The organism is Pseudomonas sp. B3G-3, from assembly GCF_028640915.1.
GTDB classification, from domain to species: domain Bacteria; phylum Pseudomonadota; class Gammaproteobacteria; order Pseudomonadales; family Pseudomonadaceae; genus Aquipseudomonas; species Aquipseudomonas chlororaphis_I.
In genome coordinates, this window is record NZ_JAQZAB010000090.1 from 89,840 (window position 1) to 110,630 (window position 20,791).

The 20,791-nt window shown below is 63.6% G+C and carries 24 protein-coding genes; 7 read left to right on the forward strand and 17 right to left on the reverse strand.

Annotation, left to right across the window (positions count from 1 at the left end):
* Nucleotides 1–31 precede the first annotated feature (31 nt).
* Both PVZ80_RS10780 and PVZ80_RS10785 read right to left on the reverse strand, forming a co-directional pair.
* Nucleotides 32–1,195 carry an acyltransferase family protein gene (locus tag PVZ80_RS10780; RefSeq protein ID WP_016702677.1) on the reverse strand — a complete coding sequence of 388 codons (1,164 nt, stop codon included), beginning with the start codon at nucleotides 1,193–1,195 and terminating at the stop codon, nucleotides 32–34.
* Nucleotides 1,196–1,389: 194 nt separating this feature from the next.
* Nucleotides 1,390–2,580, reverse strand: coding sequence for a serine hydrolase domain-containing protein (locus tag PVZ80_RS10785; protein ID WP_028683472.1), 1,191 nt, complete (start codon nucleotides 2,578–2,580; stop codon nucleotides 1,390–1,392).
* A gap of 126 nt (nucleotides 2,581–2,706) precedes the next feature.
* Between PVZ80_RS10785 and PVZ80_RS10790 the strand changes: the two genes are divergently transcribed.
* Together PVZ80_RS10790 and PVZ80_RS10795 are read left to right on the forward strand one after the other, a co-directional pair.
* Nucleotides 2,707–3,594 (forward strand): LysR family transcriptional regulator, encoded by an 888-nt coding sequence (locus PVZ80_RS10790; RefSeq protein ID WP_273863882.1) that lies wholly within the window; start codon nucleotides 2,707–2,709, stop codon nucleotides 3,592–3,594.
* Nucleotides 3,595–3,981: 387 nt separating this feature from the next.
* A complete protein-coding gene (locus PVZ80_RS10795) occupies nucleotides 3,982–4,374 on the forward strand; it encodes a DUF6124 family protein (RefSeq protein WP_273863883.1) in 393 nt (130 codons plus the stop codon).
* A gap of 95 nt (nucleotides 4,375–4,469) precedes the next feature.
* On the opposite strand, the gene PVZ80_RS10800 is transcribed toward PVZ80_RS10795, so the two are convergent.
* Entirely contained in the window at nucleotides 4,470–4,763 is a 294-nt protein-coding gene (locus PVZ80_RS10800) for an addiction module antidote protein (protein ID WP_041987449.1), read from the reverse strand.
* Nucleotides 4,760–5,059 (reverse strand): type II toxin-antitoxin system RelE/ParE family toxin, encoded by a 300-nt coding sequence (locus PVZ80_RS10805; protein WP_124312233.1) that lies wholly within the window; start codon nucleotides 5,057–5,059, stop codon nucleotides 4,760–4,762. Before PVZ80_RS10805 ends, PVZ80_RS10800 begins: the two co-directional genes overlap by 4 nt.
* A gap of 170 nt (nucleotides 5,060–5,229) precedes the next feature.
* Between PVZ80_RS10805 and PVZ80_RS10810 the strand changes: the two genes are divergently transcribed.
* Nucleotides 5,230–5,679 carry a DUF3828 domain-containing protein gene (locus tag PVZ80_RS10810; protein WP_009051078.1) on the forward strand — a complete coding sequence of 150 codons (450 nt, stop codon included), beginning with the start codon at nucleotides 5,230–5,232 and terminating at the stop codon, nucleotides 5,677–5,679.
* A 24-nt stretch (nucleotides 5,680–5,703) separates the two neighbouring features.
* Here PVZ80_RS10810 and PVZ80_RS10815 read toward each other — a convergent pair whose 3' ends face one another.
* The 4 genes from PVZ80_RS10815 to PVZ80_RS10830 form a co-directional block, all read right to left on the reverse strand.
* Entirely contained in the window at nucleotides 5,704–6,708 is a 1,005-nt protein-coding gene (locus tag PVZ80_RS10815; protein WP_016702673.1) for a zinc-dependent alcohol dehydrogenase family protein, read from the reverse strand.
* 63 nt (nucleotides 6,709–6,771) lie between these two features.
* The gene (locus tag PVZ80_RS10820) at nucleotides 6,772–7,071 is read right to left on the reverse strand and encodes an ArsR/SmtB family transcription factor (RefSeq protein ID WP_009051080.1); all 300 of its coding nucleotides are present in this window, start codon (nucleotides 7,069–7,071) and stop codon (nucleotides 6,772–6,774) included.
* A 63-nt stretch (nucleotides 7,072–7,134) separates the two neighbouring features.
* A complete protein-coding gene (nirK, locus tag PVZ80_RS10825) occupies nucleotides 7,135–8,226 on the reverse strand; it encodes a copper-containing nitrite reductase (RefSeq protein ID WP_009051081.1) in 1,092 nt (363 codons plus the stop codon).
* 260 nt (nucleotides 8,227–8,486) lie between these two features.
* Nucleotides 8,487–8,729: a hypothetical protein gene (locus tag PVZ80_RS10830; RefSeq protein ID WP_009051082.1), complete on the reverse strand. Its 243-nt coding sequence runs from the start codon at nucleotides 8,727–8,729 to the stop codon at nucleotides 8,487–8,489.
* Nucleotides 8,730–9,214: 485 nt separating this feature from the next.
* Here PVZ80_RS10830 and PVZ80_RS10835 point away from each other — a divergent pair, with 485 nt between their 5' ends.
* The 4 genes from PVZ80_RS10835 to PVZ80_RS10850 all read left to right on the forward strand — a co-directional run bounded on the left by PVZ80_RS10835 (nucleotide 9,215) and on the right by PVZ80_RS10850 (nucleotide 14,338).
* Nucleotides 9,215–9,457, forward strand: coding sequence for an exodeoxyribonuclease VII small subunit (locus tag PVZ80_RS10835; RefSeq protein ID WP_007924102.1), 243 nt, complete (start codon nucleotides 9,215–9,217; stop codon nucleotides 9,455–9,457).
* Nucleotides 9,454–10,341, forward strand: a complete 888-nt coding sequence (gene ispA / locus PVZ80_RS10840; RefSeq protein ID WP_273863884.1) for a (2E,6E)-farnesyl diphosphate synthase — start codon at nucleotides 9,454–9,456, stop codon at nucleotides 10,339–10,341. Before PVZ80_RS10835 ends, ispA begins: the two co-directional genes overlap by 4 nt.
* 111 nt (nucleotides 10,342–10,452) lie before the next feature.
* A complete protein-coding gene (gene dxs / locus PVZ80_RS10845; RefSeq protein ID WP_038635539.1) occupies nucleotides 10,453–12,351 on the forward strand; it encodes a 1-deoxy-D-xylulose-5-phosphate synthase in 1,899 nt (632 codons plus the stop codon).
* A 103-nt stretch (nucleotides 12,352–12,454) separates the two neighbouring features.
* Nucleotides 12,455–14,338: a TonB-dependent receptor domain-containing protein gene (locus tag PVZ80_RS10850; protein ID WP_273863885.1), complete on the forward strand. Its 1,884-nt coding sequence runs from the start codon at nucleotides 12,455–12,457 to the stop codon at nucleotides 14,336–14,338.
* A gap of 84 nt (nucleotides 14,339–14,422) precedes the next feature.
* Here the strand turns inward: PVZ80_RS10850 and PVZ80_RS10855 are convergent, their stop codons facing one another.
* The 9 genes from PVZ80_RS10855 to ribBA form a co-directional block, all read right to left on the reverse strand.
* Nucleotides 14,423–15,217 carry a cobalamin-binding protein gene (locus PVZ80_RS10855; protein WP_435307272.1) on the reverse strand — a complete coding sequence of 265 codons (795 nt, stop codon included), beginning with the start codon at nucleotides 15,215–15,217 and terminating at the stop codon, nucleotides 14,423–14,425.
* Complete coding sequence (locus PVZ80_RS10860) at nucleotides 15,217–15,636, reverse strand: MFS transporter (protein ID WP_273863887.1); 420 nt, start codon at nucleotides 15,634–15,636, stop codon at nucleotides 15,217–15,219. Before PVZ80_RS10860 ends, PVZ80_RS10855 begins: the two co-directional genes overlap by 1 nt.
* Nucleotides 15,633–16,250, reverse strand: a complete 618-nt coding sequence (ribA, locus tag PVZ80_RS10865; protein ID WP_007924108.1) for a GTP cyclohydrolase II — start codon at nucleotides 16,248–16,250, stop codon at nucleotides 15,633–15,635. Before ribA ends, PVZ80_RS10860 begins: the two co-directional genes overlap by 4 nt.
* Before the next feature lie 112 nt (nucleotides 16,251–16,362).
* Nucleotides 16,363–17,121, reverse strand: coding sequence for a substrate-binding periplasmic protein (locus PVZ80_RS10870; protein ID WP_273863888.1), 759 nt, complete (start codon nucleotides 17,119–17,121; stop codon nucleotides 16,363–16,365).
* Nucleotides 17,122–17,131: 10 nt separating this feature from the next.
* A complete protein-coding gene (locus PVZ80_RS10875) occupies nucleotides 17,132–17,635 on the reverse strand; it encodes a phosphatidylglycerophosphatase A family protein (protein ID WP_009045821.1) in 504 nt (167 codons plus the stop codon).
* Nucleotides 17,632–18,597, reverse strand: a complete 966-nt coding sequence (thiL, locus tag PVZ80_RS10880; RefSeq protein WP_041987475.1) for a thiamine-phosphate kinase — start codon at nucleotides 18,595–18,597, stop codon at nucleotides 17,632–17,634. The genes PVZ80_RS10875 and thiL overlap by 4 nt, the downstream gene beginning before the upstream one ends.
* Before the next feature lie 18 nt (nucleotides 18,598–18,615).
* Nucleotides 18,616–19,116, reverse strand: coding sequence for a transcription antitermination factor NusB (gene nusB / locus PVZ80_RS10885; protein ID WP_009051090.1), 501 nt, complete (start codon nucleotides 19,114–19,116; stop codon nucleotides 18,616–18,618).
* The gene (ribH, locus tag PVZ80_RS10890; RefSeq protein ID WP_007924117.1) at nucleotides 19,113–19,589 is read right to left on the reverse strand and encodes a 6,7-dimethyl-8-ribityllumazine synthase; all 477 of its coding nucleotides are present in this window, start codon (nucleotides 19,587–19,589) and stop codon (nucleotides 19,113–19,115) included. The genes nusB and ribH overlap by 4 nt, the downstream gene beginning before the upstream one ends.
* A 91-nt stretch (nucleotides 19,590–19,680) precedes the next feature.
* On the reverse strand, nucleotides 19,681–20,772 hold the full coding sequence (gene ribBA / locus PVZ80_RS10895; RefSeq protein ID WP_016702666.1) for a bifunctional 3,4-dihydroxy-2-butanone-4-phosphate synthase/GTP cyclohydrolase II: 1,092 nt from the start codon (nucleotides 20,770–20,772) through the stop codon (nucleotides 19,681–19,683).
* Between the last annotated feature and the right edge of the window lie 19 nt (nucleotides 20,773–20,791).

The window sequence follows — 20,791 nt, forward strand, 5'->3', positions numbered from 1 at the left end:
CCCTGTTATGAGGCCATCGGTTGAGAGAGGGTCAGGACGTGGCTTCGGGCTGGGCCAGGCTGCCGCCCAGCACCCTGGCCTTGCCGGTCCGGCCCCAACGCTGCATGACGGGGCGCTCGACAAAGTTGAACAGCAGCCAGCCGCCGAAGATGGAGAGCGCGAAGGTGAGCGCGACGATCAGCGTGGCGCTGCCGTTATCGAACAGGCGGCCGCCGAGCAGCTGGGTCGCCAGGGTCATGATCAGCAGGTGGATCATGTAGAAGCCGAACGAGATCTCCCCCAGCCAGACCATCCAGCGCGTGTTGAGCAACCCTTTGCGATCCTTCAGGTCGCTGGCGGCGATCGCGGTGATCAGCGCCGCGACCGGCACCAGCGTCACCAGGTTGAGGCTGTACTGGAAAGGCACATACATCGCCGCCACGTAGCTGCCGACCAGCAGCGCGAAGGCCCAGGGCACGCTCAGGTCGATCCAGCGGCCGGCCATGAGGATCCGCGCCATGAGCATGCCCAGCACGAACTCGAACAGCCGCGCGGGCGGGAAGTAGTAGGCCCACCACCACTGGCTCAGGGAAATCGGGTACTCATTGATCAGTGGCGTGGCCGGGGCCAGCAGGCGTATGGCGACTTGCGTCAGGGCCAGGCCCGCGACCATCGCCCAGGCCCAGCGCCACAGCCGCTGCTCGGCAATGTTCCAGACCAGCTTGAGCGCCAGGGGAAACAGCAGATAGAAGAACATCTCGCAGCACAGCGACCAGGACGGGCCGTTGACGCTGAGGAAGGTGTCCATCCGTGGAATCCAGGAATGCACCAGCAACAGATTGGGCAGCCAGATCGCCACGCTGGCCGCCGGCACGCTGAACAGCAGCATCGCCAGCAGCCAGGTGGCGATGTGGTTGGGGTAGATCTTCAGTAAGCGGCGCTTCCAGAAGCCGGTCAGGCTGTCGCCCTTGCGCGCCGACCAGGTGATCACAAAGCCACTGAGCACGAAAAAGAACGACACGCCGAGCCAGCCGCCACCGCTGAAGATGCGCTGGAAGACATCGATCACGTCGCTGTCGGCGTAGGGGTTGAAACCGATGATCCGGGTCAGCGACGCATGGAACATGAACACCATAGCCGCGGCGAAAAAGCGTATTCCCGTGAGCGAATCGAGTTTGCTGTGCACATGCGAATGGTAGAACTCTGCTTTTTTCATTATCCGATCCCCATAGAGTCACGGCGCGCCCGACGACGCGTGCGCGTGCCGAGCGTGCTCCCGATAAAAACCATCAATGGCGTTGCGAACTTGCAGGCAATGTTGCGAGGGGTACGGCAATGCAGATCGCTGAGCGAACCGTCTTTATTCGATGTTTGCGTGCCGGCCCCCAGCTGGCAGGGGCCGGCACCTGTTCACTGGCCGTAGACGGCGTTGCACAGGTCGACAGTGAACTGCCCGAACATGCCTTCGAAGGCGGTGTTGGTGAAGGCGACCACCGTCAATTGCTCGGCCGGGTCGACGAACCACGAATGCCCATAGGCGCCGCCCAGCCGCCAGCTGCCGGCCGACTCGGCGGTCTGCGCCGCCGCCGGGTCCTTGAGCACCGTGAAGCCCAGGCCAAAGCCGCGTCCGGGCCAGTTTTCCAGCTCCAGATCGGCGGTCTGGTTGCTGGTCATTTCATCGACCAGGGCTTGAGGCAGCAGCGGCGCGCCACCCTTGCGCAGGGTTTCGAGCAGCGTCAGGAACTCACCGGCGCTACCGATCAGGCCCGAGCCACCGGAGTCATAGGCATGCGGGTCCAGGGCCCGGGCCGGGTCCAGCTTGATGCCCGCGGTGCCCTCGAAGACCGGGACCACTTCCAGCGCCTCGATACGATGCGGCCGTGGCTGATCGTTCAGGTACGCCGCGGTCAGGCGGCTGACGTCTGAAACCTTGAAACTGGTGTCGTGCAACTGCAGTGGCTGGACCACCAATTGATCGATCGCCACGGCGAGGGTCGTGCCATGCACGGCGGCGATCAGCCCGCCCAGGACGTCGGTGGCGATCGAGTAGCCCCAGTTGCTGCCGGGTTTGTACTGCAATGGAATCTGGCCCAGGCGGCGCAGGTTCTCTTCCAGCGAAAGCTCGCTGCGCTCCAGCCCGTCGGACACCCCGGCGGCGTGATAAGGGCCGCCCTCGGCGCTTTCCAGGAAGCCATAGGAAAGACCGGCGGTATGGCTCAGCAGCTGGCGCAGGGTAATGGTCGCGGGCTGGCCGTCGTTCAGGGTTGGCTTGAAATACGGCAACCAGCGGCTGATGTCATCGTCCAGCTGGATCTTGCCCTGGGCGACCAGCACCAGCGCCGCCACCGAAGCGATCGGCTTGGAAACCGAAGACAGCCGGAACAAGGCATCTTCACGCATCGGCACTTGCGCTTCCCGGTCGGCCAGGCCCGCCGCGCGGCGATAGATGAGTTCGCCGCGATGAGCCACCAGCACCACGGCGCCCACCAGGCGCTGGTCGTGCAGGGTCTGCTCGAGCACGGCATCGATCCGTGAGGCCACCTGGGTGGACTCGAACGAGCGAAGAGACTGTAGCGGGCGAAGCGGTTCGTTGACTGACATAGCTGACCCCAAATTGCTGAATGGTTGAACTGGATGCAGCGATGGTAGAACCGGCCACGGTAGGGAAACAGAGGTTACAATTCCGGGGTCCACGGACATTTTTGTCCGCAATCAAAGGAGTGAGTGTTGGATAAGCTCAATGGCATCACCGTGTTCGTCCAGGTCGCCGAAAGCCGCAGTTTCGTCGCGGCGGGCCGCTTGCTCGGGATCTCCGCCTCGGCCGTGGGCAAGAGCATCGCCCGCATGGAAGAGAAACTCGGCACCCGGCTATTCCACCGCAATACCCGCAGCATCAACCTGACCAGCGAGGGCTCGCTGTTCCTGGAACGCTGCCGCCGGGTGCTCAACGAGCTGGAAGCCGCGGAGCAGGAACTCTCCAGCTCCAGCGAGACGCCACGCGGCAAGCTGCGCATCAGCCTGCCGCTGCTGGGCAACGTTTTGTTCATGCACCTGTCGCGCTTCATGCAGCGTTATCCGGACATCCAGCTGGAGCTGGACTTCACCGACCGGCTGGTGGACGTGGTCGAGGAAGGCTTCGACGCCGTGCTGCGCACCGGCCAGTTGCACGACTCCCGCTTGATGGCCAGGAAACTCGACAGCTTCGGCTTCTACCTGGTGGGCGCACCCAGCTACTTTGCCAGCCACGGTTACCCGGTCACGGTCGAGCAGCTGCAGGAGCACCACTGTCTGCATTACAAACTGCCGTCGACAGGCAAGCTGGAAAAATGGCCGCTGACGGGCCTCGCCGAAGGCGCCGAGCTGAAAGTGCCGGCGACCATGGTCTGCAATAACCTGGACATGCTGATCCACATGGCCAGGCAAGGCCTGGGCATCGCCTGCGTCCCCGAATTCGCGGTGCGCGAGGCACTGGATGCCGGCGAACTGGAATCGATCCTGCCCGACCGGGTGCAGCGCACCCTGAACATCCAGGTGGTATGGCCATCGAGCCGCCACCTCACACCGAAACTGCGGGCGTTCATTGACTTTATCTGTGACGGCGGGGGGCGGGGGTGAGGGTTGCCGACCTTTTGGCAGCCCGCGCAGCGTTCGAAACATCAAGGCGGCCTTTGGCTTGGCCAGGTCCAGATGTAAGGCTCTTCGCTTTCTATTGAGCGATTTTTCCTAGAATCTCCAACCCGCTTGCGCCTGCCAAACCTGCTGCCTAGGCTCGGCCTGTCACTGCCAATTCAGTGATCGGGTTTAGCAGCCCACCGGACTAGGCGCAAAGTGCCCCCTCAGCGAGGCGCTTTTATTCGGCCCAAGCTTTTATGGTGGCCGTGCGCAGGGCACCCTCGGGTGCGCCGGTTTTCCTAGTCACCGGTCTGCTAACCTGCAAACGGCTGCCACCCTATCGTTTAGCAGCGATGGTGATGGCTCCTAATCTGTACTAGGAGTTAAACCATGAAAAAGCTCGTCCCCGATCCACCCATGCCCCTGCCCGGGCAATTCAGAACCCCCGAACACGACCTCGCCACCCAGCGCATCCGCCTGGCCCTGGCCGCGAACAACGCCGAACCCTCGACCCTCGACAGCCTGAAAGACACCGCCGCGGCAGCCGTGGGTCACGACTCGCCGTTCAACGTCCGCCCCGGCGTCAGCGCCGAAGAAGCCTTGGTGCATGTGTCGCTGCTGCTCGATTGCGCGGTGCAGGTCAGCGATGAAATCAGCGAACGCACCAGCGGCGTGGAACGCGGGCTGATCTGGTCGATGATCCATTCAGTGGAAATGGCCAATGCCGTAGTGAACGCATTGCTCGATGCCAACCGGCCGGCCAAGACCACTGCCTTGCGTTAAAAGCTCAAGTATCCGCAGGGCAGGAACGGGGCGAACGGTCATTCGCCCCGTTTTTATAGAAGCCCTCTACAGGCCTTATCCCCTCTCAGTTCCCCTCAAGACGCCCCATGCACCCGCGCCGTCATGTCCAGCCCCAGGGCGCGCATCACCGCCAGCAGGGTCTTCAGGGTCGGGTTGCCCTTGTCGCTGAACGAGCGGTACAGCTGCTCGCGGGACAGCCCGGTTTCATGGGCCAGTTCGGTCATGCCCTTGGCCCGCGCCACCACGCCCAGGGCTTTGGCGATGTAGCCGGCATCGCCGGTCTCGAAGGCGTCCGCCATGAACAGGGCAATGGCCTGCGGGTCACGCAGGGACGTGGCGGGGTCATAGTCGAAAAGCGGTTCGTTCATGATCGGCTCCAACGACGGGCCAGCTGTTTGGCCAGTTCGATATCTCGGCTCTGGCGACTCTTGTCGCCGCCGCATAACAGGATGACGAGTTGCAGGCCGCACTGCTGGAAGTAAACCCGGTAGCCCGGCCCGTAATGGATGCGCAACTCACTGACGCCTTCGCCCACCGGAGACACGTCCCCGGCAAGGCCGTTGGCCAGGCGAAAAATCCGCGCAGCGATCAACGCCCTGGCTCTGGAATCCTTGAGCCTGTTTTCCCACTCCATAAAGGTCGCGGTCTGTTTGATCTCGATCATGCCGCGACTGTAGTTTCAAGACTACAGCATTTGAAAGCGTATTTGTATTGCAAAGCACTGCCAGCGCACAGGCCGATAGCGATCCGGGCCACAGCGTGTTGAAATCGAGCACTCGGCCACAACCTGATGTCTCAACGGCTCAATGTCTTAACTCCTGTAAGGACGTCCCCATGAGAAAGCTGTTCCCCCTGCTGCTCCTCGCCGCGGCTTTCCATCAACCCCTCGCCCTCGCCGACTGCGCCAGCTCGCCCAAGCCGGTGGCCGAGGCCTTCTACAACTGGTACCTGGAAAGTTTCAGCAACGAAAAAGACCCGATCACCGATGACCTGCCGCACCTGCAGCAGTACGTCACCCAAACGCTGATCGAACGGATCAAGAAGCAGATGAGCAGCCCCGAAGGGCTGGAAGAGGACTACTTCCTCAAGACCCAGGACTACATGGATGAGTGGCTGACCCAGATCAAGGTCAGCGAACCGCAGGTGCAAGGCGCCTCGGCGCGCGAGTCGGTGACCCTGGGCAATACGCCGGACACCACGCAGATCGTCGACCTGCTGCTGGTCAAGGACAAAGGCTGCTGGAAGATCAACGAGGTGCTGGCCACCACGGATCAGAGCGAGTGATCCGCAGCGGCCGGCCAGGCAGGGTCAGATATCGAGAATGATCTTGCCGAAGTGCTGGTTGCTTTCCTGGTAGCGGAAGGCATCGACTATTGCATCCAGGGCGAAATGCTTGTCGAGGATCGGATGCATGCCGTTGGCATCGATGGCGCGGACCATGTCCTGCTGCTGCCGGCGGTTACCCACCAGCACGCCTTGCAGGCGCAGTTGCTTGACCAGCGCGGTGACGATCGGGAACTCACCCGCCACGCCGGTCAGGATGCCGATCACCGAGATATGGCCACCGGCCCGGGCGGCGATCATCGACTGTTCCAGGGTGGCCGGGCCGCCCACTTCGATCACGTGGTCGACGCCACGGCCGGCAGTGAGTTTCTGCACGGTTTCGCCCCAGGTAGGGTCCTCGCGGTAGTTGATCAGGTGATCGGCACCGAGGGCTTTCAGCCGTTCCAGCTTGGCATCGCTGGACGAGGTGGCGATCACGGTGGCGCCGAGCATCTTGGCGAATTGCAGGGCGAAGATCGACACGCCGCCGGTGCCTTGCACCAGCACGGTGTCGCCAGCAGTCACCCGGCCGTCGTCCACCAGCGCACGCCAGGCAGTGAGACCGGCGGTGGTCAGGGTCGCGGCTTCGGCGTGGCTCCAGCCCTTGGGCGCACGGGTGAAGGCGGTGGCGCGAGCGGTAACGACTTCACGGGCGTAACCGTCCAGGCCGTCGCCCGGCACCGTGGCAAAGCCGACGACATTGGGCCTGCCATCCAGCCATTCAGGGAAAAAGGTGCTGACCACCGAGTCGCCAACGGCGAATTCACTGACCCCCTCGCCCACGGCGATCACTTCACCGGCGCCATCGGCCATCGGGATGCGCGACTCAGTCGGCCCCCACATGCCGCTGACCACCGCGAAGTCGTGGTAGTTGAGGGAGCTGGCGCGCAGGCGCACGGTGATTTCGCCCGCTTGTGGCGCCGCGGCCGGAGCCTCGCCGACCACTACGTTGTCGTAGCCACCACCGGGTTGTACGTAGATTGCTTTCATGAACAGATCCTCCTGGGTTGCTTTTTCATTTCGAAAAATAACGAAATGTTCAAGTAAAAAAACTCAGAGCTCGCGCTTCAGTTGCTCGGTAAAGGCCGCAATGGCGGCTTCGTTACGGCGAAAGTAAGTCCACTTGCCGATGCGCGTGGCCTCGACCAGACCCGCCTGCTGCAGGATCGCCAAATGGCTGGAGGTGCTGGACGCCGAAAGCGCGGCCTTGTGCTGCAGGTGAGTCATGCAGATGCCGATTTCTTTCGGTGCGTCATGCCCCTGGGGCGGAAAGTTGCCTTCCGGGTCCTTCAGCCATTCAAGCATCTGCATACGGATGTCGCTGGCCAGCGCTTTGATTTGATCGATGAGCATGGCGGGGATATTACGGACTTTTACGAAATGATCAAGACCTGAGCAATATCCCCGCCCCTCTTCCTATTGCTTGGGCTCGACGATTGGACCCGGCGCTTTCACCTGGGTCATCAGGTCATCGTCCCACTGCCCCTCCACCTTGATCTGGGCCAGGGCCCCCAGTTCCATGGCCTCGATCAGGTTGTGGCTGAGGTACACGTAGGTCCCCGGTTGCTTGAAGGTGTACAGCGCCGCCACCGCGGAACCGCCAGGGATAAACCAGGTTTCCATGTTGCGTTGCGGCGGGTTGGCGAACTTGCCGGTGGTCCAGACCCAGTCGCCGTGGCCGCCAATCAGGTGCGGACGGCTGTCGCGGTTGGCCTGGGAGTGGATGAACAGCACGCTCTCCCCAACCTTGGAGGTCAGCGCGTTGGCCCCGGTCAGGGCGCCGACACGGCCGTTGAACACCACGTGGCTCGGGGTCAGGGTGCGCATGACCGCGCGGGTGTCCTGGTAACTGGACGCCAGGTCCGGGTAGTCCTTGTAGTGGCCGTCCTTGTCCTTGGGGATATACAGGTCGGACTCGCCGATGGTGTAGACGCGGTCGTAATGCAGGGGTTTGCCCTGCGGGTCGCGCAGGCCGTCACGGGGCAGCACCATCAGCGCGCCGTTCATGCCCGACACCACGTGCCACGGCACCATGCCTTGCGGCGCGCAGTGATAGACAAAGGTGCCGCTGCGGTCGGCCTTGAAGCGCAGCACCACTTCCTGCCCTGGCACCACCTGGGTCAGGCCCGCCCCGCCCAGGGCGCCGGTGGCCGCGTGAAAGTCGACATTGTGGGGCATGCTGTTGGTCGCCGGATTGACCAGCGTCAGCTCTATATAGTCACCCTCGTGCACCACCAGGGTCGGGCCGGGCATGGAGCCATTGAAGGTCATGGCCTGGAGCGTGGTGCCCTGGTCGTCGATGACCATTTTTTTCTCTTCGATACTCATGCGGAACTGCACCACCTTGGGCGGCCCGCTGACCACCTGCTCATGGGGATGCACCAGCGGCGGCGCGACCAGGTCGACCTTCACCCGCTGCAAACCCTCGGCCCCACCGGCCAGCGCCAGGCTGCTGGCACAGCTGCCAAGCAGCACACAGGCCCCCAATACACTTCGAAAAACACTCATTGCAGCTTCTCCTTGCCAATCAACGATGGGGCATTGCAAGGCAAGTGCGCGCAACTTTCCTTGTCGTAAAGCAAGAAATGGCGACACAGGACTGTGGACACCAATCTGCTACAAGAGAAGGCAAGGTCTGGGGACTGGTCGGTACAGATCAGAGTGATCAACTGTACAAATTTGACTCACTGTCAGCGCTGTCTGTCGAACCTGTGAATCACTTGGAAGGAGCTCATTTGAATGGGGCTCAGACGAGCCCCTCATGGCTGCTACTTTTTAGCTTTTTCGGCTTCCATTCGCTCACGTTGTTTTTCCATGGCTTCAGGAAGGTTCTTGATCATTTCGATTCCCAACTTTCCTGCCCAAATCGAGGTATTGAATAAGGTCTTACCCGCTAGCACAGCACCAGTGATCGCTGTTTCCTTCGCGCCACTGGCACCTTTCACCTCGTTATAGGCATCGCCCAAATCGTAATAGATCGAGCGTTTTTCCTGCTGTTCTTCATCGTCCATAATTCAGCTCCGTCAGCTCTACCGAACAACATCGTTGAAACCGCTGAAAAAGCGGAGCAGAGAGTCACCCACCCCGCCTGATCGAACTTGAGTGTCTTATTGCTCTACTGCCGAGATGATTTTGGCCTTTCCACGCTCTCTTTCCTTGATTTTTTCCTTTGCCTGGCTAGCGCTCGAAGCTTGGACAGTACTGGTGATAACAGAAGAGCTATCGCCGCGAGTGAACGTGACTCGGAATGACTTATTACTCATGTACTTCTCCCTGAAGTTAGAAATATGGCTTCATCATCCTAAGCCTCATCAATACCAAAATGCCACCACCCAAAAGGCATACCAAAGCCCAATTGCCTGAAACCCACCACGATCCACCGAAAACAGACGCCTTATCAAGGCGACTGAAGAAGGCCTCCGCCCCCTGCTCATTTGCCCCAAACCCCCATGTCTGCTAGTGTCGCGCCGGTTTAACGTCAACCGGGATAGCCGCCATGGCCCGCAAAAAAGCTGCCTTAGATTTCGAACAATCCCTCGCCGACCTGCAAACGCTGGTCGAGCGTCTGGAGAACGGCGAGCTGTCGCTGGAAGACTCGTTGACCGCCTTCGAGCAAGGCATCGGCCTGACCCGCGATTGCCAGGCGGCGCTGGCCCAGGCCGAGCAGAAGGTGCAGATCCTGCTGGAACGCGATGGCGAGCTGGCCGAAGAACCCTTCGACGCGGAACAGCCAGAATGATCGCGGCCTATCAGGCCAGCAGTCAGGCCCGGGTCAATGCTGCACTGGAAACCCTGTTCCACGCGCCAAGCCCGGAGCTGGCCCGTCTTTACGAGGCCATGCGCTACAGCGTGATGAACGGCGGCAAGCGCGTACGCCCGCTGCTGGCCTACGCCGCCTGCGAAGCCCTCGGCGCCCGGCCGGAGCAAGCCAACGGCGCCGCCTGCGCGGTGGAGCTGATCCACGCCTATTCCCTGGTGCACGACGATTTGCCGGCGATGGACGACGACGATCTGCGTCGCGGCCAGCCGACCACCCACAAAGCCTTCGATGAAGCCTGCGCGATTCTCGCCGGCGACGGTTTGCAGAGCCTGGCCTTCAGCGCCCTGCTCGACCCGCGCCTGAGCGATTCGAGCGCCGAGGTCCGCCTGCAGATGGCCAGCGCCCTGGCGCTGGCGGCGGGCCCGGCGGGCATGGTCGGCGGCCAGGCCATCGACCTCGGTTCGGTGGGCCTCAAGCTCGACCAGAAAGCCCTGGAATACATGCACCGGCACAAGACCGGCGCGCTGATCGAGGCCAGCGTCAAGCTCGGCGCCCTGGCCAGCGGCCGGGCCGAGAAAGACGAACTCAAGTCCCTGCAGACCTATGCCCAGGCCATCGGCCTGGCCTTCCAGGTGCAGGACGACATTCTCGACGTGGAAAGCGATACCGCGACCCTCGGCAAACGCCAGGGTGCCGACATCGCGCGGGACAAACCGACCTACCCGGCCCTGCTCGGCCTGGAAGCGGCCAAGGCCTATGCCCTGGAGCTGCGCGATCAGGCCCTGCACGCACTGCGACCCTTTGACGCGGGCGCCGAGCCCCTGCGGGAGCTGGCGCGTTATATCGTCGAACGACGCAGTTGATCGACCCCGGCGCGGCAGACCGCATATCGGCCAAGTTCCGCGCTCTGCGTGGGCAGCTTGCGATGCATAAGGTAAACTGCCGCCTCTTTTATACCTATAACGATTCGCCTGATGCCCACGACGTTTCATGAGATTCCCCGCAAGCGCCCGACCACGCCCCTGCTCGACCGTGCCAACACGCCGGACGGCCTGCGCCGGTTAGGCGAAGCCGAGCTGGAAACCCTGGCCGATGAGTTGCGCCTGGAGTTGCTCTATACGGTCGGCCAGACCGGTGGGCATTTCGGTGCCGGCCTGGGCGTCATCGAGCTGACCATCGCGCTGCATTACGTCTTCGACACGCCGGACGACCGTCTGGTGTGGGACGTGGGTCATCAGGCTTATCCGCACAAGATCCTCACCGGTCGCCGCGAGCGCATGGCCAGCCTGCGCCAGAAGGACGGCCTGGCCGCCTTCCCACGGCGTTCCGAGAGCGAGTACGACACCTTTGGCGTCGGCCATTCCAGCACCTCGATCAGTGCGGCGCTGGGCATGGCCATTGCCGCCCGCCTGCAGAACAGCGAGCGCAAGGCGATCGCGGTGATCGGCGACGGCGCCCTGACCGCGGGCATGGCCTTCGAGGCGCTGAACCACGCGCCGGAAGTGGACGCCAACATGCTGGTGATCCTCAACGACAACGACATGTCGATCTCGCGTAACGTCGGCGGCCTGTCCAACTACCTGGCCAAGATCCTCTCCAGCCGCACCTACGCCAGCATGCGCGAAGGCAGCAAGAAGGTGCTGTCGCGCCTGCCCGGCGCCTGGGAAATCGCCCGTCGCACCGAAGAATACGCAAAGGGCATGCTGGTTCCCGGCACCCTGTTCGAAGAACTGGGCTGGAACTACATCGGCCCGATCGATGGCCACGACCTGCCAACCCTGATCGCCACCCTGCGTAACATGCGCGACCTCAAGGGCCCGCAGTTCCTGCACGTGGTGACCAAAAAGGGCAAGGGTTTCGCCCCGGCGGAAGTCGACCCGATCGGCTACCACGCTATCACCAAGCTCGATCCCCTGGACAGCCCCGCCGCCGCGCCGAAAAAGGCCGGTGGGCCGAAGTACTCCGGCGTGTTCGGCGAATGGCTGTGCGACATGGCTGCCGCCGACCCGCGCCTGGTGGGCATTACCCCGGCGATGAAGGAAGGCTCGGACCTGGTGGCCTTCAGCGAGCGTTTCCCGCTGCGCTACTTCGACGTGGCGATTGCCGAGCAGCACGCCGTGACCCTGGCGGCCGGCATGGCCTGCGAAGGCGCCAAGCCGGTGGTGGCGATCTATTCGACCTTCCTGCAGCGCGGTTACGACCAGCTTGTTCACGATGTGGCAGTGCAGAACCTCGACGTGCTGTTCGCCATCGACCGCGCCGGCCTGGTGGGCGAAGACGGCCCGACCCACGCCGGCAGCTTCGACCTGTCGTTCCTGCGCTGCATCCCCGGCATGGTGGTGATGACCCCGAGCGACGAGAACGAACTGCGCAAGATGCTCAGCACCGGCCACCTGTACAACGGCCCGGCCGCCGTGCGTTACCCGCGCGGTACCGGCCCGAACGCCACCATCGAGAAAGACCTGCAGCCGATCGAGATCGGCAAGGGCGTGGTGCGCCACCAGGGCAGCAAAGTCGCCCTGCTGGTGTTCGGCGTGCAACTGGCCGAGGCGCTGAAAGTCGCCGACAAGCTGGACGCCACCGTGGTCGACATGCGTTTCGTCAAGCCGCTGGATGAAGCCCTGGTGCGCGAGATCGCTGCCAGCCACGAACTGCTGGTGACCGTCGAAGAGAACGCAATCATGGGCGGCGCCGGCGGCGCGGTCAGCGAGTTCCTGGCGCGCGAGGCGATCCTCAAGCCGATCCTGCACCTGGGCTTGCCGGACCTCTATGTCGAGCACGCCAAGCCGGCGCAGATGCTGGCCGAATGCGGCCTGGACGAAGCCGGCATCGAAGCCGCCGTGCGGGAACGCCTGCGCCTGCTCGGCCTGTAAGCCTCAAAAGCGACGGCCCTTCGGGGCCGATCGCAGCCTTCGGCAGCGGCTACAGGAGTTATCCCCGGCCCCTGCCTCGCTCGCCAAGCGCCACGGATTGTCGATGAAACCCGCCCTCCTCGCCCTGCCCCTTGCCTTGCTGCCCACCGGCCAACTGCTGGCCGACAACCTCGATCGCGAACAGGCCCTCAAGCTGCCCGACACCCTGATCAGCGCCAACCGCCAGGTAGAGGCGCGCAACGACAGCAGCGCCGCCAACACCGTGTTCACCCGCGACGATATCGACCGCCTGCAACCCTCCAACGTCACCGACCTGCTGCAACGGGTGCCTGGCGTGCAGGTGGCGCAGAGCGGCGGCCGGGGCAGCGTGCCGGGGATCTATATCCGCGGCACTTCGTCGGCCCAGACCCTGGTGCTGGTGGACGGCCAGCGCATCGGCAGTTCGAGCTCCGGCGACAGCAACCTGCAGCACCTGAATATCCAGCAGATCGAACGGGTAGAAGTGCTGCGCGGTTCGCGTTCGGTGATCTACGGCAGCGATGCCATTGGCGGGGTGATCCAGATCTTCACCCGGCGCAGCGCCGAGCAGGGCCTGCAACCGCGCCTGCACCTGGGGGTGGGCAGCCACCAGAGCTGGGAACGCAGCATCGGCCTGTCCGGCGGCGACCAGCAGACCCGCTTCAACCTGGGCGCCAGCCTCGACGACACCGCCGGGAGCAATCGCACCCATGAGTCCTATGCCAGCGATCGCGATGATGACGCCTACCGCAACCAGGCCCTCAGCCTGAGCCTAAGCCACGCCTTCAACGACGACTGGGAAGCCGGCCTGAACCTGCTGGATAACCGCGGCAAAAGCGAGTTCGACAACCCTTTCGGGCGCTTCGACAGCCGCACCTTCGAGAGTCTCCCCCAGAAGCCTTACAGCGAATTCGCGGTCAGCAGCTTCAGCAGCTATATCGACGGCCGTATCAACGAAGCCTGGAAGTCGCGCCTGGAACTGGGCCACAGCGAGAACCGCGAGAAGACCTTCGACAAGCTCAGCGACGAACGCACGGTGTTCAACACCTATCGCGACTCGGTCAACTGGCAGAACGACCTGAGCCTCGACGAACGCAACAGCCTGATCGTCGGCGGCGACTGGTATCAAGACCGGGTCAACAGCAGCACCGCCTTCGCCGAGGACAGCCGCTGGAACCGCGCGGCCTTTGTCCAGCATCGCTTCAAGGCCGACAGTTTCTCTACCGAGCTGGGCCTGCGTCGCGACCAGAACCAGCAGTTCGGCGGCCAGAACAGCTGGAGCGGCACCCTCACCTTGCCGCTGAATGCCGACAATGATGTCCTGCTGACCTACAGCGAAGGCTTCCGCGCCCCGACCTTCAACGACCTGTATTACCCCGACTTCAGCAACCCCGACCTCAAGCCCGAGACCTCGAAAAGCTACGAGCTGCAATGGCGCAGCCAGTTGAGCGAAAGCACGCGCCTGGAAACCTCGCTGTACCGCACCGACCTGGAAGACGCGATTATCTTCGGCAGCAACTCGCGCCCGCAGAACGTCGCCTCGGCACGCATCAACGGCTTCGAGGCGGCGCTGCGCCAGGAGCTGTTTGGCTGGCAGAGCAATCTGGGGCTGGCAATCATCGATCCCCGCGACCGCGACACCGGCCACACCCTGGCCCGCCGCGCCCGGCGCACCCTGAGCCTGGACCTGGACCGGCAGTTCGACCGCCTGGGCCTCGGCGCCAGCTGGCAGGCGGTGAGCAGCAGCTATGACGACCTGGCCAACCAGCAACGCCTCGGCGGTTATACCCTGCTGGGCTTGCGCGGCAGCTGGGCGCTGAATCGCGAGGTCCGGCTGGAATTGAAGGTCGACAATCTGCTGGATAAGTCCTACAGCCGGGTGCTGTACAGCCATGACGGCGCGCAATACGGGTATCGGGAGCCAGGCCGGGCCTGGATGTTCGGGGTAACCTGGACGCCGGAGCTTTAGTCATGCGGCGCCAGTGAGGGCGCTCGCGGGCAAGCCTCGCTCCTACAGACTCAACGAGGCTTGCCCGCGATGCGCTAGCCGCGGCTACTCAGGATCAAGCAATTGGCAGAGCTTGGCCGTCGCGGCGATCATCTGCCCGCTCGGCCGCTCCAGGCCTTTATCGCTGATCAGCAACAACCGGCCTTGGGCCACAGCCTTCAGCTGCGGCCAGGCTTTCCAGGCATCCAGCTGGGCCTGGGTGCTGGCCAGGATCACTTCAGGGTTGCGCTGCAACACCGCCTCGACGCTGACCTGGGGCGCCGGCAGCGGCAGGTCGGCAAACACGTTGCGCGCGCCGCACACACTCAAGGCATCACTGATGATTTGCCCGCCGCCCACGGTGTACAGCGGCTGGTCCCAGACTTGATAAAACACCGCCAGAGGCGCGCTGCGGGCATAGCGCTGACGCAGGTTGGCCAACTGCTGCCGTAACGTATGGGCACGTTCCAGGCCGCGTTGTGGGCGCCCTAGCCGGGCGGCGATGGTTTCGATCTGGGTGATGAGCTGGTCGAGGCTGTGGGGTTCGGCCACCAGGGTCGGGATACCCAGCCGGCTGAGCTGCTCGCGCTGGGCCGGGCCGACGCTGCCGGGCCAGAGCAGGAGCAGATCCGGCTTGAGGCTGAGCAGCCGCTCCATGTCCAGCTGGCCGTAGCGGCCCACCGACGGCAGGTTGTGCAATTGAGGGGGACGCTCGCCAGCATCCAGCACGCCGACCAGCAGATCGGCGGAATCCAGTTCGACGACGATTTCCGACAGTGAAGGCGCCAGGCTGACCACGCGTTCCACGGCCAGCGCCGGGCCGGCGAGGGCCAGCAGCAGGACTGCCAGCCAGCGAGACATCAACCGAGCTGACGCGGGATGCGGTAGAGGTAGAACAGCACGGCGGTGGACAGTGCCAGCAGGATCAGCGGCACCGCCTCCAGGCCGACGAACACCGCCAGGGCGCCGATCCAGGCCGGCAGCGCCGCGGCCAGGAACGCCGCACGACGGCGGGCCGCCAGCTCGATCCAGGCAGCCGGTTCTTCAAGGGTATCGAGGGCTTTATGGGTGGCGATCAACGCGCGCTTGTAGCCGCCAAAAAAACGCAGGCTGACAAACATCGAGGCCACGCCAGCGATGAAAAACGGCATCGCCAGGATCGGCAGCAGCGGCTCGCCCTGGCCAAACACCAGGTTGAGCACGAACAGCGGCAGCAGCGCCAGCGCCAGGTATTGCCACCAGCTGACGGCCAGGCGCCGCCGGACCTGACCGCGGGTCACGCCCGGTCTACCTCGCCCTGGTGCTCGTTGCCCATCATGTGGTCGAGCTTGCTGGCCTTGGTGGCCAGGTAGAGTTTGTTGTGCGGGTTGTGGCCGGTATGCAGCGGTACGCGCTCGGCGACGACTATGCCCATCTCGGTCAGGGCTTTGACCTTGCGTGGGTTGTTGGTCATCAGGCGCAGGGACTTCACCCCCAGGTGCTCGAGCATCGGCAGGCACATGGCGTAGTCACGCTGGTCGGCGGCAAAACCGAGGCGCTCATTGGCTTCCACGGTGTCGGCGCCGCCGTCCTGCAACTCATAGGCGCGGATCTTGTTCAGCAAGCCGATACCGCGGCCTTCCTGGCGCAGGTACAGGAGCACGCCACGGCCTTCGCGGGCGATCGCCTGCAGGGCGGCTTCCAGTTGCGAACCACAGTCGCAGCGCTGGCTGAACAGGGCATCGCCGGTCAGGCATTCGGAGTGCAACCGGCCGAGCACCGGAGCGCCATCGGCAATATCACCCAGGCTGAGCACGACGTGCTCGCGGCCGGTGGCTTCATCGAGAAAACCATGCATGGTGAATTGCGCAAAAGGGGTGGGCAGCTTGGAAGCGGCAACAAAAACGACGGGCACCGTTGTGCTCCTGATCTGTATGGGACTGGAGATTCGCAGAGGCGGCATTGTAACAGCAGCTTCCGACAGACGCTTAGGCTGAATTATCGGACATAAAGATCGAGAAGTTAGATCAACGGTCTTCAGGCAGACGCCCGGTATCGAACGGATAGGGCTGCTGCCAGCGCTGGAAAATCGGACGCAAACGGCCGTTTTTCACCAACTCGTCCATCCGCCGATCGAACAGCGCGCGCAGCACCCGGCCCCGTTCATTGTCGGCAAAGCCCAGGAACAGCGGCAGTTCGGCCAGATGGGTGCGTCGGAACTGTGAGCGGTCCTCGGCCTGGGACAGGACAAAATCGACCTCGGTCAGGGCATCGATATAGAAGTCGGCGCGACCTTGCTGGAGCATCGGCAAGATACCGACCCGCCGGCGGATTTCATTGAAACGCTGAATATTGGGCAAGTAGTCCTGATAGCGGTAGCCGCGCACCCAGACCAGGCGGTAGTTGCCGAGCGTGGCCAGGGTCGGCGGCGAACTCGTCGCCAGGCCCAGGCTGTAGATATGGTCGGTGTCGTAGTTCCAGCGCGGATACAGGGCGCCATCGGTTTCGTCCCGATAGGAGCCGACCAGGGCATCGACTTCACGCCGCTGCACCAGCCCGACCGAGCGGGTGTAGGGCACACTGCGCATGTCGAGCTTCACGCCCTGGGTCTCGAAGACTTCGCGCAGGATATCCCAGGCCATGCCCTGGCCATCGGCCTGGGTGTAGTTGTCCCACTCCTCGCTGGCCACCCGGATTTCCCCGGGCAGCGCCGCCGGCTCTGCGGCCCGGACCAGGCCGGCGGTCAAGACACAGAGCGTTACCAGCAGAGCGCGAGCGACCGGCATGGCTGATTCCTCAGGCAAAGCACCACACCAGCCCCTGCATCGCCAACCAGGCGAAGACACCGGCCAGCACGTCGTCGAGCATGATCCCGATACCGCCGTGCACATGCCGGTCGATCCAGCGAATCGGCCAGGGCTTGAGAATGTCGAAGAAGCGGAACATCAGGAAGCCCGCCAGCAACCACTGCCAGCCTTCCGGCACCAGCCACAGGGTGATCCACATGCCGACCATTTCGTCCCAGACGATGCCTTCATGGTCATGCACCCGCAGGTCGTCGGCCACCTTGCCGCACAGCCAGAAGCCGAACAGCATGGTGATGCCGAGCATCAGCCAGTAGCCCCAGTCCGGCAGCATCTGCCACAGCGGAATGAACGGTAGCGCCACCAGCGAGCCCCAGGTCCCCGGGGCCTTGGGCAAGGTGCCCGAACCGAAGCCGAAGGCCAGGAAATGCCAGGGATTACGCCAGACGGAGGGCGGCACGAACTCTGCCGGAACCTGTTTGGGATGATCTGTCACGGTGTCTCCCGAAAATGTTGATAGCCCCGAGTGCTCGGGGTGATGTCCCGCCCCTCGGCATCCAGCAGCACCACGCCCTGCCCGGCCACGACCCGGCCCAGCACATGCACCGGCCAGCCGGCGGCGAGCAGCGGCGCCAGCTCGGCTTCGGGCAAGGTGAAGACCAGCACGTAGTCGTCGCCGCCGCTGAGGGCCGCCGAGCGGGCCTCATTCTCACCGAGAAAGCTCAACAACGCCCGGGACATCGGCAGTTTTTCACTTTCGATCAGCAAGCCGACAGCCGAAGCCGCAGCAATGTGCCCGCAGTCGGCCAGCAGGCCATCGGAGATATCCAGGGCCGCGCTGGCCTTGCCACGCAGCGCCTGGCCCAGGGCCAGTTGCGGTTGCGGCGACCAGTAGTGGGCCAGCAAGGGCTCGGCGATATCCGGATCGGCGCTGCGCTGTCCGAGCACCAGGGGCAAGGCCCCAGCGCCATTGCCCAGTTCGCCACCCACACACAGCAGATCGCCCGGACGGGCACCGCTGCGGGTCAGGGCCTGGCCGGCGGGTACGCGACCGAACACGGTCATGGTCAGGGTCAACGGGCCACGCGTGGTGTCGCCGCCTACCAGGCGTACGCCACAGCTCTGCGCCATGGCGCTCAGGCCATTGGCATAGGCTTGCAGCCAATCGGTTTCAACCGTCGGCAAGGTCAGGGCAAGGGTGAAGGCGACGGGCGCAGCGCCCATGGCCGCCAGGTCGCTGACCGCCACTGCCAGCGAGCGCTGGCCGAGCAGGAAAGGGTCGCAGGGGTCTGCGAAATGCACACCGGCCACCAGGGTGTCGGTGGAAATCGCCAACTGTTCGCCGGGGGGAACAGCCAGCAAGGCGCAGTCGTCGCCAATCCCCAGTGCAACGCCCTCGCCGCCCTGCGCACAAGGCGCGGCAGCGAAGAAGTTACGGATCAGCTCAAACTCGCCCATGGCAGCTGCAAGCGCGGATCAGCGCTTGAATGCCTTCACTTCAGCTTCACGCAGACGCGGGGCCAGCTTGTCGAGTACGCCGTTGACGAACTTGTGGCCGTCGGTGGAACCGAAGACCTTGGCCAGTTCGATACCTTCGTTGATCACAACGCGGTACGGCACGTCGACGCGCTTGAGCAGTTCCCAGGTGGACAGGCGCAGGACCGCCAGTTCGACCGGGTCCAGCTCTTCGATGGTGAGGTCCAGGCAAGGGGCGAGAGCGTTGTCGATCTCGTTCTTGTTGGCCGGAACGCCGTGCAGGATCTCACGGAAGTAGGCACCGTCGATGTCGGTGAAATCGTTGTCGACCCGGAACTGCGCTTCGATCTCGTTCAGCGAGTGCTTGGCCATGTGCCATTGGTACAGCGCCTGGGTCGCGAGCTGACGGGCTTCGCGACGCTTGGCGCTCTTGGATGGCTTGCCAGCGTCCGCAGGTTTCGGATCGCGCGGGTTGAAACGATCGCTTTCGTCGCTAATCACTTGGCCTCCAACTGCGCCAGCAGGCTGACCATTTCCAGAGCGGACAAGGCAGCTTCAGCACCTTTGTTGCCGGCCTTGGTGCCGGAACGTTCGATGGCTTGCTCGATCGAGTCGACGGTCAGCACGCCGAAGGCGACCGGTACGCCGAACTCCATGGACACCTGGGCCAGGCCCTTGGTGCATTCGCCCGCCACGTATTCGAAGTGCGGAGTGCCGCCACGAATGACCGCGCCCAGGGCGATGATCGCCGCGAACTCGCCCTTCTGCGCGACTTTCTGCGCAACCAGCGGAATCTCGAAGGCGCCAGGGGCACGGATCACGGTGATGTCGCTTTCGCTCACGCCGTGACGGACCAGGGCGTCAACGGCGCCGCTGACCAGGCTTTCGACGACGAAGCTGTTGAAACGGCCGACCACCAGGGCATAGCGGCCTTTGGGGGCGATGAAGGTACCTTCGATGGTCTTCAGGGTCATTCGACAAATCTCTTAAAGAGCCGGAGCGCGTTCACTACGCGCTCACTAGTGATATTTGAACCGCGAATTTCAAGCCCGCAACAACCGGCTTTTATTCGGAGGGCACGTATTCTACAACTTCCAGGTCGAAACCGGATATCGCATTAAATTTCATCGGCGCACTCATCAGGCGCATTTTACGTACGCCCAGGTCGCGCAGGATCTGCGAACCGGCACCGACGATGCTGTAGGTGGTCGGTTTTTTCGCAGGCGCGTGCTCGGCCGTTTCGCGGATATGCGCCAGCAGCACGTCGCCGTCCAGCGGGTGGCCCAGCAACAGCACCACGCCGCTGCCGGCCTCGGCCACCGTGGCCATCGCGGCCCGCAGGCTCCAGCGGCCAGGCTGCTTGACCATCAGCAGGTCGCGTAGCGGGTCCATGTTGTGCACGCGAACCAGGGTCGGCTCTTCCGCGCAGATGTTGCCCAGGGTCAGCGCCATGTGCACGTCGCCTTCCACCGAATCACGGTAGGTCACCAGGTTGAACTGGCCCAACTCGCTGTCCAGCGGCTGCTCGGCAATCCGCTGAACGGTACGTTCGTGGATCATCCGGTAGTGAATCAGGTCGGCGATGGTGCCGATCTTGATGTTGTGTTCGGCGGCGAAGGCTTCCAGCTCGGCGCGACGGGACATGGTGCCGTCGTCGTTCATCACTTCGCAGATCACCCCGCTCGGCTCGAAACCGGCCATGCGCGCCAGGTCGCAGGCGGCTTCGGTGTGGCCGGCACGGGCCAGGGTGCCACCCGGCTGGGCCATCAGCGGGAAGATATGGCCCGGGCTGACGATATCTTCGGCCTTGGCGTCCTTGGCGGCAGCCGCCTGCACCGTGCGCGCACGATCGGCGGCGGAGATGCCGGTGGTCACGCCGGTGGTGGCCTCGATGGACACGGTGAACTTGGTGCCGAACCCGGAACCGTTGCGCGGCGCCATCAAGGGCAGCTTGAGCAGCTCGCAACGCTCGCGGCTCATCGGCATGCAGATCAGGCCGCGGGCGTGCTTGGCCATGAAGTTGATGTGCTCGGCCTTGCAGCACTCGGCGGCCATGATCAGGTCGCCTTCGTTCTCGCGGTCTTCGTCATCCATGAGGATGACCATCTTGCCTTGGCGGATGTCTTCAACCAGTTCTTCGATGCTGTTGAGCGCCACGCGGCACCCCCCTTCTTTC

Coding starts and splice junctions, on each gene's coding strand:
- thiL (WP_041987475.1), bottom strand. CDS start 18,597: ATGGGCGAGTTTGAGCTGATCCGTAACTTCTTCGCTGCCGCGCCTTGT.
- PVZ80_RS10805 (WP_124312233.1), bottom strand. CDS start 5,059: ATGATCGAGATCAAACAGACCGCGACCTTTATGGAGTGGGAAAACAGG.
- PVZ80_RS10830 (WP_009051082.1), bottom strand. CDS start 8,729: ATGGACGATGAAGAACAGCAGGAAAAACGCTCGATCTATTACGATTTG.
- PVZ80_RS10780 (WP_016702677.1), bottom strand. CDS start 1,195: ATGAAAAAAGCAGAGTTCTACCATTCGCATGTGCACAGCAAACTCGAT.
- ispA (WP_273863884.1), top strand. CDS start 9,454: ATGATCGCGGCCTATCAGGCCAGCAGTCAGGCCCGGGTCAATGCTGCA.
- PVZ80_RS10835 (WP_007924102.1), top strand. CDS start 9,215: ATGGCCCGCAAAAAAGCTGCCTTAGATTTCGAACAATCCCTCGCCGAC.
- PVZ80_RS10795 (WP_273863883.1), top strand. CDS start 3,982: ATGAAAAAGCTCGTCCCCGATCCACCCATGCCCCTGCCCGGGCAATTC.
- nirK (WP_009051081.1), bottom strand. CDS start 8,226: ATGAGTGTTTTTCGAAGTGTATTGGGGGCCTGTGTGCTGCTTGGCAGC.
- dxs (WP_038635539.1), top strand. CDS start 10,453: ATGCCCACGACGTTTCATGAGATTCCCCGCAAGCGCCCGACCACGCCC.
- PVZ80_RS10870 (WP_273863888.1), bottom strand. CDS start 17,121: ATGCCGGTCGCTCGCGCTCTGCTGGTAACGCTCTGTGTCTTGACCGCC.
- PVZ80_RS10810 (WP_009051078.1), top strand. CDS start 5,230: ATGAGAAAGCTGTTCCCCCTGCTGCTCCTCGCCGCGGCTTTCCATCAA.
- PVZ80_RS10850 (WP_273863885.1), top strand. CDS start 12,455: ATGAAACCCGCCCTCCTCGCCCTGCCCCTTGCCTTGCTGCCCACCGGC.
- PVZ80_RS10855 (WP_435307272.1), bottom strand. CDS start 15,217: ATGTCTCGCTGGCTGGCAGTCCTGCTGCTGGCCCTCGCCGGCCCGGCG.
- PVZ80_RS10815 (WP_016702673.1), bottom strand. CDS start 6,708: ATGAAAGCAATCTACGTACAACCCGGTGGTGGCTACGACAACGTAGTG.
- ribH (WP_007924117.1), bottom strand. CDS start 19,589: ATGACCCTGAAGACCATCGAAGGTACCTTCATCGCCCCCAAAGGCCGC.
- PVZ80_RS10785 (WP_028683472.1), bottom strand. CDS start 2,580: ATGTCAGTCAACGAACCGCTTCGCCCGCTACAGTCTCTTCGCTCGTTC.
- PVZ80_RS10800 (WP_041987449.1), bottom strand. CDS start 4,763: ATGAACGAACCGCTTTTCGACTATGACCCCGCCACGTCCCTGCGTGAC.
- PVZ80_RS10820 (WP_009051080.1), bottom strand. CDS start 7,071: ATGCTCATCGATCAAATCAAAGCGCTGGCCAGCGACATCCGTATGCAG.